Genomic DNA, 16,396 nt, shown 5'->3' with positions numbered 1-16,396 from the left:
AACGCCCGCGCTACTTCGCACTCTTAGCGGCCTTGTCGATGAACTCCACGATCGGCGTCGAGTCGTCCAGCCCGTGCGGGTGATGGTTCACGCCTTTCTTGCGAATCAGCGTGATCGACCCGCCGAGCTTCTCGTACCGCTCGGCGATCACCTTCGTGTTCTCCTCCCACGGCACCGTGTCGTCGGCGTCGCCGAAGACATGCAGTAGCGGCACCTTCGCGTCGGCCAGCGGTTTAAGGTTGTCCACCGGATTGCCCTTGTACGCGATCGCCTCGGCGTCGCTCTTGAACCCGTACCGCTCCAGCACCAGCTTCCAGTCGCGATCGCTCCCCTTGCCCGCGCCCAGCCCGCGCGGCTTGCCGCCCGGCCAGCTTCGGAAGTCGCACACCGCCGCGTCGGCGTAGATGCACGACACCTTCTGCGGGTTGGCGATCGCGAAGTTGAACACGTACAGGCCGCCGCGGCTCAGTCCCACCATCGCCGGCTTCTGCGACAGCCCGTACTTCGTCGTCAGTTCGGTATGGCCCGCCTCCATCAGCTTCACCGCGTCCGGACAGCCGAGCATGTCGGACAGCTTCAGGTACGCAATGTGATACCCCTTGCCCAGCAGCGCGATATCCGGCGCCGGCTTGTGCCCGAAGAACTCCCCGTGCCACACCCACGGCTTGCCCGGCGCGGCCTCCTTCGGCACGACCACCAGGCAGGGTTTACCGGCGACTTCAAAGTCATACCGGTCGAACCCGTTCCAGGCACTCTTCTTCCCGGGAAACGGCGCATCCGCCGCCGCCACCAGTGAAGGCAGGGCAAGCAAAGCGACAACGATCATGAGCAGGCGTGGTTGCATGGGAAGTAATGTGACGTATCGCTGCAAAGTTGCAATCGGGAGTAACCCCCTGGCCCGGGCACATGAACCGCAGATTTCGCAGATGACGCAGATTGTCTTCTCCCGAATCTGCGTCATCTGCGAAATCTGCGGTTCCTCTGCGTGCCTGACCCAAATGCAAAAGTAAATGAACGCCAAGACGCCAAGACACCAAGGACAGAAATCAAAGGACCGAAACTCTTGGCGTCTCGGCGTCTTGGCGTTCCATTCTGGGACCGCTCGGAGTTCTCGCTATCTCGGACGAGCGCCGACGGCCGCGTGATCTCCCCCAAGTGCGCAGTCTGTCGCGACGTCCAACCGATTGCATTTCACCAGCCCGTCCCTAATGATCCGGTCCATGACCGCCGCACTGCTCCAAAGTGATCTCCCGTTCCCCGTCCGCCGGGGAAAGGTTCGCGATGTCTACGACCTCGGCGAGAACCTGCTGATCGTCGCGACCGACCGAATCAGCGCCTTCGACTGCATCATGCCCAACGGCATCCCCGACAAGGGGCGCATCCTCACCGCCCTCAGCCTGTTCTGGTTCGCGATGTTCAAAGACATCGAGAACCACCTGATCGCGACCGAGGTCGCCGATTATCCCGCGGCCCTTAAGCCTTTTGCCGACCAGCTTTCCGGGCGGTCCATGCTCGTGAAGAAAGCGTCGGTCATCCAGATCGAGTGCGTCGCCCGCGGCTACCTCGCCGGGTCGGGGTGGAAGGAATACCAGAAGTCCCAGACCGTTTGCGGCGTATCGCTGCCGTGGGGGCTGCGCCAGTGCGACCAGATTCCCGACCCGATCTTCACGCCCGCCACCAAGGAAGAGAGCGGGCACGACATCAACATCGACTTCGCCGAGACCGTCCGGCGGATCGGTCAGCCGCTCGCCGACGAGCTGCGCTGCCGGACGCTGTCGATCTACACCCGTGCCGCGGACTACGCCCGCGGCAGGGGGGTAATCATCGCCGACACCAAGTTCGAGTTTGGGCAGATGCCCGACGGCCGACTGATCCTGGTGGACGAGATCCTGACGCCCGACAGCAGCCGGTTCTGGCCCGCGGACAAGTACCAGTCCGGCCGCGACCAAGAGAGTTTCGACAAGCAGTTCGTCCGCAACTGGCTGGAAGGCCAGCCGTGGGACAAGACGCCACCGGCCCCGGCGTTGCCCGAGGAAGTCGTCGCCGGCACCCGCGCCAAGTACGCCGAGGCGTACGAGAGACTGACCGGCCGGGAGTGGTAGATCAGGTTGAATGACGGGCAGGCAAGGTTTCATGCCAATCCGCTCCGATCAAGATCGCCGAACGAACCCATGAACGGCGCACGAACCTAGGATTGCCGAACGAACCCAGGGCGGCCGAACGACCCCAAGATCCTCCCGACATCGCCTGATTAGCGGTCGAACCGCAGGTGCAACCTGCCCGAACGACGTCGAAATTCGCCAAACGAACCCGAGAACGCCAATCGAACCCGAGCCACCCCGGTGCCACGGGTCGGCGGTACCCCGCAGACCCGTGCGCGAGCGAGGCCCATACCACGGGTCTCCGAAGTACCGGCGACGCCGTGGCACCAAGTCTACATCCATCCGCCGAACGACCCCGAGATCATCTGAAGTTGCTCGATTAGCGGTCGCACCGCAGGTGCACTCTGATCGAGCGACGTTGAAATCCGCCAAACGAACCCGAGAACGCCAATCGAACCCGAGGCCCGCGAAAAACCTCCAACGCCAAGGTGCCGTCAAAGCATCAGGCCGCCGCGTGCCCAATCGACATTGCGCGTGCCGGTTGACGGACGACTTCACTCCGTTGTTGCCCGTGTCGAGCGTCAACCGGCATCCGCCACGGGCAAGCGAGTACGCTTGCCCATGCCACCCGAACTGAGGACCTGCACTTCCGGCCGGAACGATGCACGAGTGACAAGTGACAAAGAACCAATGACAAAAAGCCATCCCGCCCGGAACGCCCGGGCGGCAATCCGTTAGTATATTGTACGGATTGGTGCTGAGGAGTCCACAAGATTTTGCCGACCCCACCCGCAAACCCCGGCGACGCCCGCCCGTCCCGACGAGATCGCCTCACCCGCCAATTGACCCAAAGCCCAAAGTGTTATAGATTCCCCGCCCCACTGGAGAGGTGGCAGAGTGGTTGAATGCGCCGGTTTCGAAAACCGGTCTGCCCGAAAGGGTAGCGGGAGTTCGAATCTCCCCCTCTCCGTTGATCACACAACCCGCGGCCGCAAGTGACGGTATCTGCCGCACTTGCGGCCGCGGGTCTTTGTTTGGCACACTTGAGTGTGCCAAAAGTGTGCCAATCAGCCGGGCATCAGGGGCTACTCTGGCGTATTCACGTATTCTCAAGAACGTCGTTCTGCCTCGGCGTGCTCCCTTCGTTGTTGACTGGCGGAAGCAGTTGACGCCACGCGGCGTCAGACCCTCCCGCGATCTCCTTCAGCTTGTTCATTTCCACCTGCGACTGCTCCGAGAACTGGTGGTAGTACCAAGCCACCATCTTCGAGTCGCGGTGACCGAGCCAGTCCTGGATCGTCCGCTGGTTCACGCCGACGTGGACGGCGGCGACGACGAAGTAGTGGCGGAACGAGTGCGGCGTCCCGTCGGCGAAGCCCAGTTCGTCGTCACCAACCGACGGGAAGCGCTTGGCCAGAGGTTTCTGGACGTCCCGGATCAGCGACTTTCGGACTTTGTCATCGTCGAGTTTTCCACCGCACGCCGCCCGGAACACGTAACCATCCGGGTGACGGGGTAGTTGCTCAAGAATCGCGCGAAGGTGCGGATGAATGGGGAACGAGCGGTCCCGCTTACCCTTGGTTGTGCGGGCCTGATGCCGCTTGCTCCGAACGCTGCGCAGGCGGTGGTCGGACAGGCGGATGACGCCGTTCTCAAGGTCGAAGTCGCTCCACTTGCGGCTGGCCAGTTCGCCGATCCGAAGACCGGTAGTCGCCAGGCCGACCAGCACGTACCCGAGCCAATGGAGCTTGGGATCGGCGAAGCACTGTTCGATCATCGCGACCACCTCCTCCTCCCTCCAGCAATACCGCGTCGTGGTCTCGGCGCGGAGGATTGCCAACTCGATCTTGTTGCCGGGCGGCAGCAGGGATTGGCGGATGAGGTGGTTGACCGCCTGCTTGATCGTCGTGCCCTCAAGGTACAACGTGAACGAGGAGTGATCCTGTTCGTCCAGCCATGTGATGTAGTCCGCAACCGCGTGGCGGTCCACGCCGTTCCAGTGGCGGATCCCGCGGTCGCGGAGCCACGGGAAGAACTTGTCGAACACGGCCTTGTACCGCTGGACCGTCTGCGGCCTAGCGCCGCCGAGTTGGGGGGCGCGGCCGACGTGGGCGAAGTACCTCTGGCGGCCGACCTCCAGTTCCAGCGGGGCCGCCGCCGGAGCGGCCCGCGCCGACGGCGATGCCCGCCCTGTCTCGATCGCCTTCTCCAAATCGAGATCCGCGAGCAACTGGCGGGCTTGCTCAAGATCCCTTGTGTTGAGTGAATGACGTCCGAGATTGAGCTCACCGGAACGACCATCGGCGAACCAGACGTCGTTCCGTTGGCGCAGCTTCCATGTGAAATACCGGCATTGCACCGGCGGATTCTTTGCCTTTCTGGGCATTTTCAAGCTCACTGCGTTCATTGCCTGACCCCAGTTGCATCGCCGGCTCCATGACGGAGGAGGGCCTGCTGCCACTTAGGCTTTGGCCCTGGCAGACGAGTTGGGGGTTGAGGAGAGTAGGCGTGAGCCTGTGAGGGACCGCCAACGGCGCGTTGGACAGTCGCCGGTCCAGCAGCCGCATCCATCAGAGCATTGCCCGTGGATGCCGGCTGCAGGATCGGGGGTTGGTCTTGTCGACCTGTTGGCGCGACGCCGCCACGTTGCCGCGGCGTCGGCCTAAGTGCGCTGGCCGGAATGGCAATGCGCGAGCGTTTGCCGGCCGGCTGGTAGATCGGGATCAACTCGGCGTCGATTAATCGACGAACGGTACTTGCCGACCTGCCGCTGCGGGCGGCGAACTCGTTGATGGTGAGATAGCTCTCTTCGCTTGGGGCGCAGCCGCCCTGCGCGTTGCTCAGTTGAGCAACGCGGTCCGTCTCCGTCGACATCTCTGTTGGCCTGTCTTCCCAGACTTGGCCACAACGGCGCTCCAACCCGGCCAATCCGTTCCGGGTGGCGACCACGCGGACGCCCTCGTCGCCGTTGCTTTCTTGTATCTCTGGAGCCCTGCCAAAAGAGCAGCAGAGTCATTGCTCATGAAGCCGACAGATGATGTCGGCCAAATCGACGCTCGTTACGACGCCGGGTCGGTACGATGCGTCCAGCTTCTTTCCCGTTTGCAGACGTACCCACGCGGGGTCGTCCAGCTTGTTCCTGCGGCCGCGCCGCATGCGAACGTTCTCGCCGTCGGCGATTTCAAACATGATCGCCTCGTCAGGATTCGGTGGCTTCGTCGTGATCGCCTCCATCGTGGCCGCATTTTCCATCAGGCCACGAAGCAGACCCTTTACGAAGGGTTGTCGCACTCCGCCCGAAAAGAGCCTCACTGCAAATGCGATCGCAAACGCTTCGGCAAGGGAGAACGATCTCCTGTTACCGCGGCCTTGGCTGGCCTTCTCCGCCGCCGGGACAAGCCCGTGAAACAACACGTAGCGTACCAGCCGCGGCTCGGCATCGATTCGACTGGCGATCTCCGCGACATCCATCAGTATCTCAGTTTGAGTAACTATATCCGCGGCGGGTCACAAGTCAACGCGGTCCGCCGTCCAGTTGGGCGTGCCAAGGGGCTGTCTGCCAAGGGGTTTCACCAGCAGCGGCCCCTCCACCACCTTGGTCTCCGGCCGTACATTTTGCTCCGGATTTTGCGGGCGCGGTCGTCGGCAGTTCGGCGGACGGTTGAAGGGAGAACGAACGCGGCGTCGTCACGCCGAGGCGTCTTGCGAGACTTCATTGTCTTCTCGTTGAAATGTGGGCAAAGAGAACGGGCCCGCCGACACGGTCGTGACGGCGGGCCCGCAAGCAGAAGAAGGTGATGATCACAGCTGGTCGGCGACCCAGATCCGGTCCCCGAGTGCGTCGAGCAATTCGTTCGACTCGTCGAGAACGACGGCGTCGGCGACGATCGGCTCTAGTCGGCCCTCCATGCAGAGGAAGGCCGAGAACGCCAGCCACGCCCGGCAGGGGTCAAAGACCAGGTGAAGCCCGTCCAGCGGCGGCAACGCGAGCATGGCCTGCTCCGACGTGTGATTCGGCAGGCTGCGGATCGATCCGGCCAACCGATGCGTATCAGGCGGCCGGTCGAACGTCCCGAACGTCGCGTTCAGCCGGACATCCGCCGGCGCGCAGAACTGCGGCGGCGGGCAGTCGAGCCACATCCGGTTCTCCAGGTTGAGATAGAGCAGAAATCCGATGGAACGATGTTGCCGGCGCCAGAAACAGCGCGTGACGCCGCCAGCCCGTTCGATCATGCCGCCAAAAACGCGCGGCAGCTCGAACGGCGGGCGCGTCTGAATGTCGCCGCCACCGTCTATGCGTTGCGGGAAGACCAGTAAGGAGCCCGCCCGACGCCGCAGCCGTACTCCGACGTTCGCCGGCACTCTGGTGTTATGGGCTGGGGATGAGTTGTTCTGAGGAGATGTCATTCGGTCTCGATGAAATGGAACTTCCGCGGCGGGCGCGCCGTTGCGCGGGCCGCGAATGAAGAAGTGACCCGCCGATAACGCCACGCAGGCGGTAAGCGGCGCAACTTGATGGGATCAGCGAAGGGTGTGCGTCGTCGCAGCCGGGTGTGGCTAATCTGCGGAAGCGGCAACGTACCGCTGAGCAATTACGAGGTGGGGTTCGTCAAACTGAAAATGCGCCTTGGGGCGATCTGGAACGAGTCGGGATTTCGCTCGTGGACGTGTCAGACGCCGCTACAGTCGATAGGTATGTGGGGCTTCAACCTATTATGGCGCATTTTTGGCCGAAATTAAGCAATCCTGCCTGGCGGCAGAATATCTCAAAAGGCCGAAGCTAAAGGCTTGGGGCCGATCCCTTGTCGGAATCCACGCTGTTACCGTTGGCGGCGTGTGGTGGTCTCTAGAAATGATCGCTTACCGTCCCTGATCGCAGGCGAGCGTCGCATTCGCGCGGTCGTACCTGCTGCCCGTCACCGACACGGCGTTCGGCCATTTGTGCGCTTGGCCTGGCGCGATCCGATCAACCCGCAATTCCGGAGCGTAGACTTTGGCTGCGTTCTCAATTCGAGGATTGAACACGACGTTTGTCAGCGGGAAGGCCGATCGGTTGGTCAATACGATGTCGTCATTCAGCGTACCCCACTGGACGTTCCACTCGAACTTCACGCGCAATAGGTCATCGCATGCTTCGCGGCGCGCGCCCTTCAGGGCCGCCAGAGCCGGATCGGTCCGGTACGCGGTGATCATTTCCGCCGGGCAGACTGAAAGCAGATATGCGAACCACTTGAGCGACTCGTTGTATGACCCTGCCTTGGTCAACAGGGCCGTCATCACATACGCGTAGTCGAAGTCCTTGCGGATCGCGTGGATAGCGTTTGCCTGCTGCAGTCCCTCGGTGGGCCTTCCCGCCACGGTGAGGGCAACAGCTCGGGCGAGGCGGAACTCTCCGTCCTGATCGACGGAAGACGACAGGTCCGCATACTCGCGGGCAACGCCAAACCAGCGAACGGCCGTGATCGCGTGAGCGCTGCCGCCGTCAACCCATGACCCGCCGGCGACGGCTTCTGTCACGGCCGCGTCCTTCATCAATTGTGCCGCGATGAGCACGATCGTTGCCCGGTCTTCGTCGTACGCTGCACCGGCCGGAACCAAGGTTGCAGTGGAGTAGCACACGTCAGCGAATTCCGCCAGATTCGAGGCGGTCCCATTCGGATCCTGGGATCCAATGATGCACGCCAGGACAGTCGGTATCGGATCGCGCGGACGGTTTTTCCGAGCGGCGGCCATCCAAGCGACGACGCCGTCCGCATCGCCCATGGCAATGGCCGAGTGAAACTGTTCCATGTCCGTGGACAAGCTGACCATTCCGGTTTCGGCTGCCGACCAGCCATGCCGGCGGCCCAGTTCGTTTGCGCTTGCTTCTGCCCGTGCCAGATAGGTCGAGAACTTCTGATCGGCCGCTCGGACCAAGTCGTCCATGGCCTCTCTGGCCGCCTTCTTTGCCTGCTCGGTCGCCTGATCGCTGTCGGCCTGGCGCTTGGCCAGTTCGAATCCGCCTGCCAGAAGACTCAGGCCACCGGACGGACCAGCGGCCGAACCGGCAGAGGCCAGGGTCTCCCCGCCTTCGATGTCGGCTCGCTGGGCAATTGCCTCCGCCTGGGCAACGGCGTCGCGACTCAGACGACCGGCCGCTATGTACACGTCGTTCATCGCATCGATGGTTGCAACCAAGTCGACATACAACGTGACCAACTCCGCGTCCAGTTTCTTCGCTCTCACGTACTCCAGCCGTCGGTTGGCGTCATGCCGCTGCCGCCCCAGCGCGGTAGCGAACGCCGCTGGATCGGAAGCGTCTGTCGCCATGAACTGGTACGCATACCGCACGTCATAGAGCAGATAGAGTCGTTCGTCGACATCAGCCCGCGGCACGATGGTCGTGGACTTCGAGGGTGTGGCACTCTTGGACGTCGGCGCACTGCTATTGCGGACTTTCTCGCGGGGGGGCCGGTCGAACTCCTGCATCCACTTCGGAAAATTCCGGATCACGGGAGCGGCCATACTGAGTCCGACAATGATCGCCGTAACGCCGGCCAATAAACTGCTGACCGCCTTAGCGACGCGTCTGGCCGGTTGCTTCCCCGAGATTGCGGCATTGGCAGCCGGTGTTGGAACCGGGTGCTCCACCGACCGATTGCCGAGCAGGGAGCGAATCTCCGGTACCTCCGCGGCGCGGGTCCATCCGGTCAGCCCGCGGTGCCAGACCGGCGTCCGAGCCGTCAGCGGCTGGCCCGCCAGTTCCGAAAGCGTGTATGGGCCGCGTCGCTCGGTTCCAACCGCAATGAAAAATGTAAGCACGGATTCCTCACGAGATAGTCGTGATGCGTGAACAAGCTGTATCGCGACCGAGTCACACCAATCTAGGTGCCGGCCGCCAGCGCCCGGAACATGCCGGCAACTAACCATCCCAGGATGCAGACGACGATCCCAAGCACGAATCCACGGCCGAATGCCTGCGCTCGGAACAGAAGCACGAACCCGACCACGAGCAGTGGCACAAGGACTATGGGCAGGATCGGCGTGGCAAAAAGCGCAGTGGCCGTATCGCGGCCGACCCCAAGGGCGGCCGCCGCATACACGAAGAAACAGCTGAAGCCGAGGACGACCTGCCCCAGACGCGCACGGTCGGACAGGTCGGCGATCGTCGGAACGCTCAGACTCCAGCCCTTCCTCTTACGATCCACCGGCTGGGCGACGAATGTTTCTGCTGCGGGCGAAACCCGAACATCGGGCGGCAGATCAATCATGTCCGGCGGTAGCGGCGGCGGGAATTCCGTGTTCGCCGCGCTGCCGTATTGAACGTGGGTTCGCAGTTCGCGGCCGCTCTCTGCGACAGGCTTCACTTCTTGCATCTCAATTCTCCCGCTTGTTGCGGCCTCGTCGCAGCATTTCTCGTTTCCATTTGACCGCTCGACGAGTCCACCCGACGCACTCCCATCGGCTGAAAGATTACGCCCAATGGGCGTAGTCAGCAATACATTTTCGTATCAGTGGGCGGTTCTGAAGTTTGTCGTTCCCTGAACAATCCCTGTCAACAGCGGGAACGACTTAATGGAACCATTGGCGAAGGTGTTCGGCGGACGGCTGCGGGCGCTCCGCAAGGCTTCGGGCATGACCCAAGAGGAATTGGGTCGGGCCGCCGCAATTGATTACAAGCACATCAGCGGCTTGGAGCGAGGGGCGAATGTCCCGTCATTCGAGGCAATAGAGCGGTTGGCGAAGGCTCTCAAGGTAGACTACTACGAGTTGTTCCTTCCGGCTCGTATCGACGTTGGTCGGGAAGAGCAAGTTGTCCGGGTGCTTGTCCGCGAGCTAGAACGACAGGCTTCACCAGGAACTCTTCGGTTTGTGGCTACGGTTTTGGGTGCAATCAGAACACACGAAGCAGACCGAAAAGGCGCAGCGATCTCCTAGTCGATCCGAGACTTGCCTCGCCCTAAACGCCCAAATGCCACAGTCCGATCAATTCGCCACCTGCTCCTCTCAGCAACGACCACTTGATCCTCGGCCGGCCGGATTCAAGGACGCAGCCACCCCCCAGAACAATCAGGTGCTTGCGGCATTCGAGCCCGGAAGCTGCACCTTTGCCGCGGCGGGCCACAACGACCTAGTTTTACACTCGCGCGGGGGCGACGACTGAGTGGTAGTCGAAGCAGCAACGCCGGGCGGCACGGCGTGCGGGGTGTCCCAAACGACCACGTACCAGCCCTCACGGCTGAATGGGTAGCGGGTACGTACATTACCGCGGGCATCGGGCGGCGACGGCACGAAGGTGTAGTGCGCGAACATCGCCAAGATGTGACGATGTTCCTCACAGAGAAACGGATGGTCCGGGTGCATCATCGTTCGGTAGGACGGCTCGTAGATCGAGCCGTCGGCCTTCAAACGGCAAAAATTGAGGGACACGCCGACGACAGCGTTCCGGCCGCAGACGTGGCATTTGCCCCACTTGGACGGAGAGATTCCCGTGTTCATAGATGATCCTTTCGCAAAAGCGCATTAGAAAGTGTTGCCGAGTTCTTCTGAAACGTCATAGCCAGTAAGGAGATGGTGCACGATCACGCCACGAACGAGGTCCGCCCGTCCTCTTCCGAGAGCGGGACGTATTCGTTGATCACGTGTTCAGTGACCAAATGATTGCGAGGTCGGAGTTCGATGCGTCGCCCTGCGAGAGGGATGGAAGGTGTAGTCGGCCGACTTTCAATTACCCACGTTTCGGGCCATGCAGTAGCCGAGCTGGATGTCGGTCAGCCTCGCCATGCCGCGCCACAGGACGGTGTTGCCCGGCGGCGCGTCTCTCTTGCGATTCAGGTAGCCGCCGATCCGCGTCGAACTGGGGCGATTCGGCTGCGTCGAGAGCCGGCCCAGCGGTTATCCCTGTTACGTTTGCAGACGAAGTGTTGCTTGAGTCCCTCGATACTCGTGGCTGGCATTGCCCACCGTTGATGGAGACTTGGCGTGAAGTGAGTGAACTGACATGCAAGCTCAAACCCGCACGCTTGCACAGCATCTCGCCGTTCACGGCAGCTATCGTCGGTTTCGTGTTGGGTGAATCCTCCACCGAACTGCGCCAACCAATATTCTGCCGCGACGTTGCCACCATCGCCGGACAATGGGGCAGTTCTATCGGGCTCCTACTAACACAGGGGACATTTCTTTTGAGCAATGACACGCTGACGTTCGTTCCGGCGCTCTTCGATCAAAAACCGCACGAAGGAAACCACCGGTACGATCACTACAAACAGAACCAGGCCGACGACCATGCCGATCAGCCTCCCCCAGTTACTGGGGGACAGGCCTGCGAGAACTTCGAGCATGACACCCATGAGCGAAACTCGTATCGGGCAAAGTTGTTCAGCATCCCTCGCACTCGGCCGAACGGCCGAGTGCGAGGGCAATCACTGTTTTGGAAACAACAGGCGTACATCGCACGCGGAAGAGCTTAATTCACCTTCTGCCCGTTGATGGTGCCAAAGCCGGACCCCGTCGGCTTTGCACCCTTGCTGGCCTGCAACTGGATCATGAAATTGATGGAAGCTTCGATCTTGCCCTTGGCATCCTCGTAGGAGGTGGCGACGCCACCATCAGCCGTAACATAGCATCGGCCGTCTTCACACTTGAAGCCGACGCTGGCGGTCCATTTGACGGTCTTCGCCGCGAGCAGCAGGGCCGGCTCGTTTTGAGGAACCTGCGCCACAGCCGACGACCCGAGAACGCCAATCGCGCCGATGGCCATCAAAGCGAGAGCAATGCTTTCGTACTTCTTTTTCATGACCGATCTCCTCGGGATGTGATCCCGGCGAATTTTTTGGCAGGCTTTGGCCTGCGCTGATCGAAGACTCAGAACGACGCTCACGTCGCCTGGTGCACTTAGCAGTCGGTAGCGAAACTCGGAACCGCGATCAAAAACCCGCATTCGCGGGCCCACGAGTGGGGGTAAAGATCGCCGGTCTCGGGTTCTGCCGCGGCATGCTGGAGGATTAGTCGATGCCCGCGGTTCATCGGTCGGGAAAATTCTGTCGAAAGGGCTTCATCTACACCCTGGCGGCGGCGAGAGTCGTCGATCGGGCTACCACAGCCCGGAGTCATTCGAGGGCAAGTTAAGTTGAACATGAACCGACCCTTGAGCTCCAAACGCCAGGTAACTCATTTGATATCTGCACAGACGGTTGGAAAACTCCGACCACTACCGACATGCACGCGACTTAAAGGCGTGTGCCGTCGCGGACGGCTGACCATTCACGCCCAGCTGCGGAGTTCGAACCCGACCATGTACACATCCCCCGACCCCACCGCCAAAGTTCCAACTGAGAATCTATGCGACATCGAATTGCGGCGATTCGATGACAAGCTGTGGGTGCAGCGCCTCCGCTCCATTACATCGCACGGCGCCGACTATATGGACGGAATCGCCGATAGCATCACCGAGTCATTCGCGGCGGACCGCCACGTGTGGCCCGAGCTGACGGATCCTGCCGCTTTGGTTCGATATAAGGAGTGCTCGACCCGGACGTCCTGGCGGGCGTTCGCTGACATCCGCTCCGGCGCGTTGGACCCGTCCACGTTTGCCGACGCGGTGATGGCCGAGCGGACTGCTATCTACGCGCACCTGCTTGAGCAGCCGTCGGCGAGGGAGGATATCGTGGGCTTCTACTCCCGCAGGGTGGCCTACACGGCGGCGGTTTACGCAGCGGCCGCTATCTATCGAGGCCACCTGGCGACGGCTGTCCGGGCCGCGGCAGCGCTGACCGAATCGATCGCCACCTGCCCGCGGGCGGCGGCCATCGCCGGGATGGGCATGCCGCTCTCTGACGCATCTGAGACGCATACGGAGGGGAAAGATCGGGCCGCTACGCGGACCAAGTACATCTACCTGTTGGGTCTGCTGGTGCCGCTGGACGTTTACCGTCGCAAGTTTCTCGCCGATCCTTACGGATTTCATCCCGACCGCTCGACGACGACGAGCGACTAGTTAAGCGGCGGGAGCGGGTGGTGCGACCTGCCTCCGGAGTGTTCCGGGGCAGTTCCGCGGCGGCGTTCGCCCGGACGACTGCCTCGCCGCCACATGAAATATGAGGTGCCCCGTGATTCGGCAAGCAGACGATTTGACGTTCGCGTTTTCGGAATTGTCCCGGGTGTTCCCGGCCGACGCCGGCCAGTGCGCCGGGGCGGCGATCCTGTCGTTCCTCGTGGCAACCGGTCGGTACGTCGCGTCCCGCGACGACTGTCACCTCCGCGTGGCCGTCCACTTCGAAGTTCTACCGGAGATCACCGACGTGCTAGAGGAGCTGACACCGGAAGCGAAGCCGGTGGACACTACCGAATCCGTCGGGTCGGCTTTAGTGCTGGCCGCGTGAGAAGCGATCGGAGGGCGGACGGCGGCGGTCATCGCGGTCGGACGTATTGACGAAAGACCGGCTTACCCGAGCGTGGCAGGCGGTGGTAGACTGAATCGCGCACTGCTGACCCGCGCCACCGGGACCGCCCGACCGTCAGGAGAAGGAGAGCGGCTCTACATATGAACAACGCGAACAGCAATCTTAACCCAGGGGACGAGCCCTACAAGCAGTGGTTCCTTGACAGTGTCTACGAGCCGAACTGGGAGTCGATCACGATGTATCTCATGTTTATGTTACGGGACGATCACGCCGTTAAGGAAGTGTTCCAAGAAACCTTCTTGGCCGCATGGACGCAGTTCGCCAGGGTGAAGCCTGAACGCAAGCTTTCGGACTACCTGAGGGGCATCTGCCGCAATAAGGTGAAAGACTGGCTCAAAAAGAAGAAAAGGAATCGCAACGACACATCGCTCGACTCCGGCGCGGGCGAAGACAGCAGCGGGCTCGACCAATCGTTGGCCAATACTTCCGCTGGTCCACTCGAATTGGCCGAGAAGCACGAATTAATCGCTTTGGTTAAGGATCTACTTCGCCCGGAAATACCGCTCCTCGAGGCCGTCCCAGGTCCCCTGTCGCAAAGAACGCGCGATACGCTTGTGGCCTACATGCGGGCGGATTTTAATAAAGACAAGGCGGCAAAGTTGCTCGGCAAGCCAGAGACCACCTTTAAAGACTGGTTCCTCAAGGCTGAAGAGGAGCTCAGGGCTGTCGGTGTTGGATTCGCGAATTATGTTTTTGGTTCGGAATCCAAGGTACTTCCAGGGCCTCGGTCGGCCGATCCGTCTTTGCGGTCTGAAAACCGCGGCAAGAAAACTACATGCGAAAGCCTTGGCGAGGAAATTATTGGCAAGGAGGGCGACCATGAGTGAAGAAAACGTTCAACCACCGTCTGAAGCTTTCGGAAGATTCAACGCCACGTCCGGTGGCGCGCTGAGTCGGCTATGGCGCCGCTATGTCAACGGGCTGTCCACGCGCGACGAACTTGATGAAGGCCTTGCGTCGAACGCCGACGGAGACATTGATGCGGACCTTCGCAGTCTCGTCTCGGAGCTCGAGGATCAACGCGATTATGTCGACTCGATAGAACCGGATTTGCGCCGCGAGTTGATGGCTCGGCTCGATGCGGAGGTCGCGGCGGGAACGGATGTGGCGTTGCCGAACGAGCCGAGCGTCGACGATCCGCTTGCCGACCCGGCGGATGACATAGCACTGCTCGATTTGGAACAGGAACTCACGGCGGAGTTCTGGCGAAGGTTCAACGGGTTATACCCGGGGCTCGCCCCCGAGCTCATAGACCCGGACCTGCCGCAACTGAAGATCAGCGGCGACTGGGAGAGCGGGACGGACAAATCGATCCCAACGCGGCACCTTATGGCCGCCGGCGACGAGGCCGTTAGCGGCGGCAGCGACGACGAGTCCTAGCGCAAGCTTGCACTTGCCAGCCTGCCTTCTGCCGTAAGCCAACCTTGATGGCCACCGCTGGCAGGCACCCTCGAGGTGGCATCAACGCGAAGGGGCGTCTGTTTTCGCGTCGTCGGCGGCCCGCCGGGCACCTCGTGGCAGGTGAGTGTGCGCGGCGTGCCCGCGACTGGTGGAGAGCCGCCCTGCCGCCACTGTCCTGGCACCCCGGTTTTGCCTTATTGCCGCTGAGTACCAATACCCCTAGGCGGCGTGGGTGTGGGCGCTACCTGGCCCCCGAACCAGTGCGGCCGCGGATGCGCAGCTACCGTCCGTGCTGGCCGTCGAATGGTAACGGACGAAGCGTCGCTCGGGGCAGGTCGACGATGGCATTGGAACGTTGGGAAGTTGCCGACGCGCCCGTCCGGCTGAAAGAAGCTATCGACGCCGTTCGACGACGGCAGTCGAACTCTCGCACCTCGTCGGCCGTTCAAGACCGAGGTGACCGCCGACGAGAAGGGCTGATATGGGCGCAAGTTGCCCAAGGTCATTTCGATGCAGACTGGACGAGCCGATTTCACCTTCGATCCCTTGGCTGGTGGATTCCGTCTTGAGTTTCCTTGCGCCGATCCCGAGCCCGGCATTCGGGTTGAGATTTTGGATGGCCTCATGACGGCCGTCATGTCCGGCGTCCCGGGCGGACGTCTGCGGCTGGTTGAAAGCAACTGGGGACTTGCGGGCGTCCCGTTGCGCAATCTCTTCTGCGCGGTAAGTCTTGAGTCCGCCACGTTTCCTTTGGGGCCCGGTGGCGGCGAAGCGTTTGGCGGCCGCATACGAGTGGTTCGGGACGGTCATGGAGTCTCGGTCTTCTTCAGCTCTGGGCACCACCTTCCGCGATTGCACTGGGAAAGCCGCTACGATGCCACTACCGGCATTACCACGTGGCTCTCGCACCAGACGGCCCTTACACCCTTGCCTCAGGGTTGGGGCTGGAAAGATCCCCGGGCTTCATATGGCTACTCGGGAGAGTTCGAGGCCGCCACCCCGTTCCTCGCGGGCTTCAGAGTGCCGATTGCCAGACTCGCTTCCTGTCTGATAAACGCGATGCGGGTCCACGTCGATTACCGTGTAGGGCTGGACCGGGGCCGGAGATATTTTGGCGGCCCACTGCACGCCAGATATTTTTATCCAGACCGCGATCACCCAGCCGGCTCTTGCTTGAAGGTTCTGTTTGAAGCTAACGAGGGCCTTATCTATCCGGGCCGAGATAACGACGGGTTCGTCCGTCAAACCGCTCACAGATTCGAAATAGGGACTACGGCTTGGTATCGCGTTGAGGACCAGTACGTGTTTTCAGAGTCCGGTCACCCCGACGGTCGCAGCGACCGCCCCCACTTCGTCATCAACGGCGTTCGGGTGTACACCACCGAGCACCACCCTAGCAATCGGCCAGGACGAGCATGGTTTATGCTCCGCTGATCGCGTTGACAATTCTAC

16 protein-coding genes and 1 tRNA gene are annotated in these 16,396 nt (G+C 61.7%); 7 read left to right on the top strand and 10 right to left on the bottom strand.

What is annotated here, in order from left to right:
• Positions 1 to 10 precede the first annotated feature (10 nt).
• Positions 11 to 844, bottom strand: a complete 834-nt coding sequence (locus IPV69_RS06325; RefSeq protein ID WP_206294076.1) for an alpha/beta hydrolase family protein — start codon at positions 842 to 844, stop codon at positions 11 to 13.
• Between the two features lie 376 nt (positions 845 to 1,220).
• Between IPV69_RS06325 and IPV69_RS06320 the strand changes: the two genes are divergently transcribed.
• Together IPV69_RS06320 and IPV69_RS06315 are read left to right on the top strand one after the other, a co-directional pair.
• Positions 1,221 to 2,102 (top strand): phosphoribosylaminoimidazolesuccinocarboxamide synthase, encoded by an 882-nt coding sequence (locus IPV69_RS06320; protein WP_206294075.1) that lies wholly within the window; start codon positions 1,221 to 1,223, stop codon positions 2,100 to 2,102.
• Positions 2,103 to 2,985: 883 nt separating this feature from the next.
• Positions 2,986 to 3,072, top strand: a tRNA-Ser gene (locus IPV69_RS06315).
• A gap of 129 nt (positions 3,073 to 3,201) precedes the next feature.
• On the opposite strand, the gene IPV69_RS06310 is transcribed toward IPV69_RS06315, so the two are convergent.
• The 5 genes from IPV69_RS06310 to IPV69_RS06290 all read right to left on the bottom strand — a co-directional run bounded on the left by IPV69_RS06310 (position 3,202) and on the right by IPV69_RS06290 (position 9,457).
• Positions 3,202 to 4,488: a tyrosine-type recombinase/integrase gene (locus IPV69_RS06310; protein ID WP_206294074.1), complete on the bottom strand. Its 1,287-nt coding sequence runs from the start codon at positions 4,486 to 4,488 to the stop codon at positions 3,202 to 3,204.
• Between the two features lie 626 nt (positions 4,489 to 5,114).
• Complete coding sequence (locus tag IPV69_RS06305) at positions 5,115 to 5,573, bottom strand: hypothetical protein (RefSeq protein ID WP_206294073.1); 459 nt, start codon at positions 5,571 to 5,573, stop codon at positions 5,115 to 5,117.
• Positions 5,574 to 5,903: 330 nt separating this feature from the next.
• Entirely contained in the window at positions 5,904 to 6,464 is a 561-nt protein-coding gene (locus IPV69_RS06300) for a hypothetical protein (protein ID WP_206294072.1), read from the bottom strand.
• Between the two features lie 498 nt (positions 6,465 to 6,962).
• Positions 6,963 to 8,903, bottom strand: coding sequence for a DUF4339 domain-containing protein (locus tag IPV69_RS06295; RefSeq protein WP_206294071.1), 1,941 nt, complete (start codon positions 8,901 to 8,903; stop codon positions 6,963 to 6,965).
• 62 nt (positions 8,904 to 8,965) lie between these two features.
• Complete coding sequence (locus IPV69_RS06290) at positions 8,966 to 9,457, bottom strand: hypothetical protein (protein WP_206294070.1); 492 nt, start codon at positions 9,455 to 9,457, stop codon at positions 8,966 to 8,968.
• A 199-nt stretch (positions 9,458 to 9,656) separates the two neighbouring features.
• Here IPV69_RS06290 and IPV69_RS06285 point away from each other — a divergent pair, with 199 nt between their 5' ends.
• Positions 9,657 to 10,019, top strand: a complete 363-nt coding sequence (locus tag IPV69_RS06285) for a helix-turn-helix domain-containing protein (RefSeq protein WP_206294069.1) — start codon at positions 9,657 to 9,659, stop codon at positions 10,017 to 10,019.
• A gap of 132 nt (positions 10,020 to 10,151) precedes the next feature.
• Here IPV69_RS06285 and IPV69_RS06280 read toward each other — a convergent pair whose 3' ends face one another.
• The 3 genes from IPV69_RS06280 to IPV69_RS06270 all read right to left on the bottom strand — a co-directional run bounded on the left by IPV69_RS06280 (position 10,152) and on the right by IPV69_RS06270 (position 11,877).
• Positions 10,152 to 10,580 carry a hypothetical protein gene (locus IPV69_RS06280; RefSeq protein WP_206294068.1) on the bottom strand — a complete coding sequence of 143 codons (429 nt, stop codon included), beginning with the start codon at positions 10,578 to 10,580 and terminating at the stop codon, positions 10,152 to 10,154.
• 662 nt (positions 10,581 to 11,242) lie between these two features.
• Positions 11,243 to 11,431 (bottom strand): hypothetical protein, encoded by a 189-nt coding sequence (locus tag IPV69_RS06275; RefSeq protein WP_206294067.1) that lies wholly within the window; start codon positions 11,429 to 11,431, stop codon positions 11,243 to 11,245.
• 116 nt (positions 11,432 to 11,547) lie between these two features.
• Positions 11,548 to 11,877 carry a hypothetical protein gene (locus IPV69_RS06270; protein WP_206294066.1) on the bottom strand — a complete coding sequence of 110 codons (330 nt, stop codon included), beginning with the start codon at positions 11,875 to 11,877 and terminating at the stop codon, positions 11,548 to 11,550.
• A gap of 498 nt (positions 11,878 to 12,375) precedes the next feature.
• Here IPV69_RS06270 and IPV69_RS06265 point away from each other — a divergent pair, with 498 nt between their 5' ends.
• From IPV69_RS06265 to IPV69_RS06250, 4 genes are all read left to right on the top strand, one after another.
• Positions 12,376 to 13,077, top strand: a complete 702-nt coding sequence (locus IPV69_RS06265) for a hypothetical protein (RefSeq protein ID WP_206294065.1) — start codon at positions 12,376 to 12,378, stop codon at positions 13,075 to 13,077.
• Between the two features lie 112 nt (positions 13,078 to 13,189).
• The gene (locus IPV69_RS06260; protein ID WP_206294064.1) at positions 13,190 to 13,462 is read left to right on the top strand and encodes a hypothetical protein; all 273 of its coding nucleotides are present in this window, start codon (positions 13,190 to 13,192) and stop codon (positions 13,460 to 13,462) included.
• Positions 13,463 to 13,623: 161 nt separating this feature from the next.
• Positions 13,624 to 14,370 carry an RNA polymerase sigma factor gene (locus IPV69_RS06255; protein ID WP_206294063.1) on the top strand — a complete coding sequence of 249 codons (747 nt, stop codon included), beginning with the start codon at positions 13,624 to 13,626 and terminating at the stop codon, positions 14,368 to 14,370.
• The gene (locus IPV69_RS06250; protein WP_206294062.1) at positions 14,363 to 14,923 is read left to right on the top strand and encodes a hypothetical protein; all 561 of its coding nucleotides are present in this window, start codon (positions 14,363 to 14,365) and stop codon (positions 14,921 to 14,923) included. Before IPV69_RS06255 ends, IPV69_RS06250 begins: the two co-directional genes overlap by 8 nt.
• A 414-nt stretch (positions 14,924 to 15,337) precedes the next feature.
• On the opposite strand, the gene IPV69_RS06245 is transcribed toward IPV69_RS06250, so the two are convergent.
• A complete protein-coding gene (locus IPV69_RS06245) occupies positions 15,338 to 15,754 on the bottom strand; it encodes a hypothetical protein (RefSeq protein WP_206294061.1) in 417 nt (138 codons plus the stop codon).
• Positions 15,755 to 16,396: the final 642 nt, after the last annotated feature.

Source organism: Humisphaera borealis, assembly GCF_015169395.1.
Taxonomy (GTDB): domain Bacteria; phylum Planctomycetota; class Phycisphaerae; order Tepidisphaerales; family Tepidisphaeraceae; genus Humisphaera; species Humisphaera borealis.
Note: the sequence above shows the minus strand (reverse complement) of the source record. Positions and strands in the feature narration are given on the sequence as shown.

Bases quoted from the DNA above. Each gene is read 5' to 3' on its own strand.
- IPV69_RS06250 (WP_206294062.1), top strand. From the start codon at position 14,363: ATGAGTGAAGAAAACGTTCAACCACCGTCTGAAGCTTTCGGAAGATTC.
- IPV69_RS06290 (WP_206294070.1), bottom strand. From the start codon at position 9,457: ATGCAAGAAGTGAAGCCTGTCGCAGAGAGCGGCCGCGAACTGCGAACC.
- IPV69_RS06310 (WP_206294074.1), bottom strand. From the start codon at position 4,488: ATGCCCAGAAAGGCAAAGAATCCGCCGGTGCAATGCCGGTATTTCACA.
- IPV69_RS06245 (WP_206294061.1), bottom strand. From the start codon at position 15,754: ATGACCGTCCCGAACCACTCGTATGCGGCCGCCAAACGCTTCGCCGCC.
- IPV69_RS06305 (WP_206294073.1), bottom strand. From the start codon at position 5,573: ATGGATGTCGCGGAGATCGCCAGTCGAATCGATGCCGAGCCGCGGCTG.
- IPV69_RS06265 (WP_206294065.1), top strand. From the start codon at position 12,376: ATGTACACATCCCCCGACCCCACCGCCAAAGTTCCAACTGAGAATCTA.
- IPV69_RS06285 (WP_206294069.1), top strand. From the start codon at position 9,657: ATGGAACCATTGGCGAAGGTGTTCGGCGGACGGCTGCGGGCGCTCCGC.
- IPV69_RS06280 (WP_206294068.1), bottom strand. From the start codon at position 10,580: ATGAACACGGGAATCTCTCCGTCCAAGTGGGGCAAATGCCACGTCTGC.
- IPV69_RS06275 (WP_206294067.1), bottom strand. From the start codon at position 11,431: ATGGGTGTCATGCTCGAAGTTCTCGCAGGCCTGTCCCCCAGTAACTGG.
- IPV69_RS06320 (WP_206294075.1), top strand. From the start codon at position 1,221: ATGACCGCCGCACTGCTCCAAAGTGATCTCCCGTTCCCCGTCCGCCGG.
- IPV69_RS06255 (WP_206294063.1), top strand. From the start codon at position 13,624: ATGAACAACGCGAACAGCAATCTTAACCCAGGGGACGAGCCCTACAAG.
- IPV69_RS06325 (WP_206294076.1), bottom strand. From the start codon at position 844: ATGCAACCACGCCTGCTCATGATCGTTGTCGCTTTGCTTGCCCTGCCT.
- IPV69_RS06270 (WP_206294066.1), bottom strand. From the start codon at position 11,877: ATGAAAAAGAAGTACGAAAGCATTGCTCTCGCTTTGATGGCCATCGGC.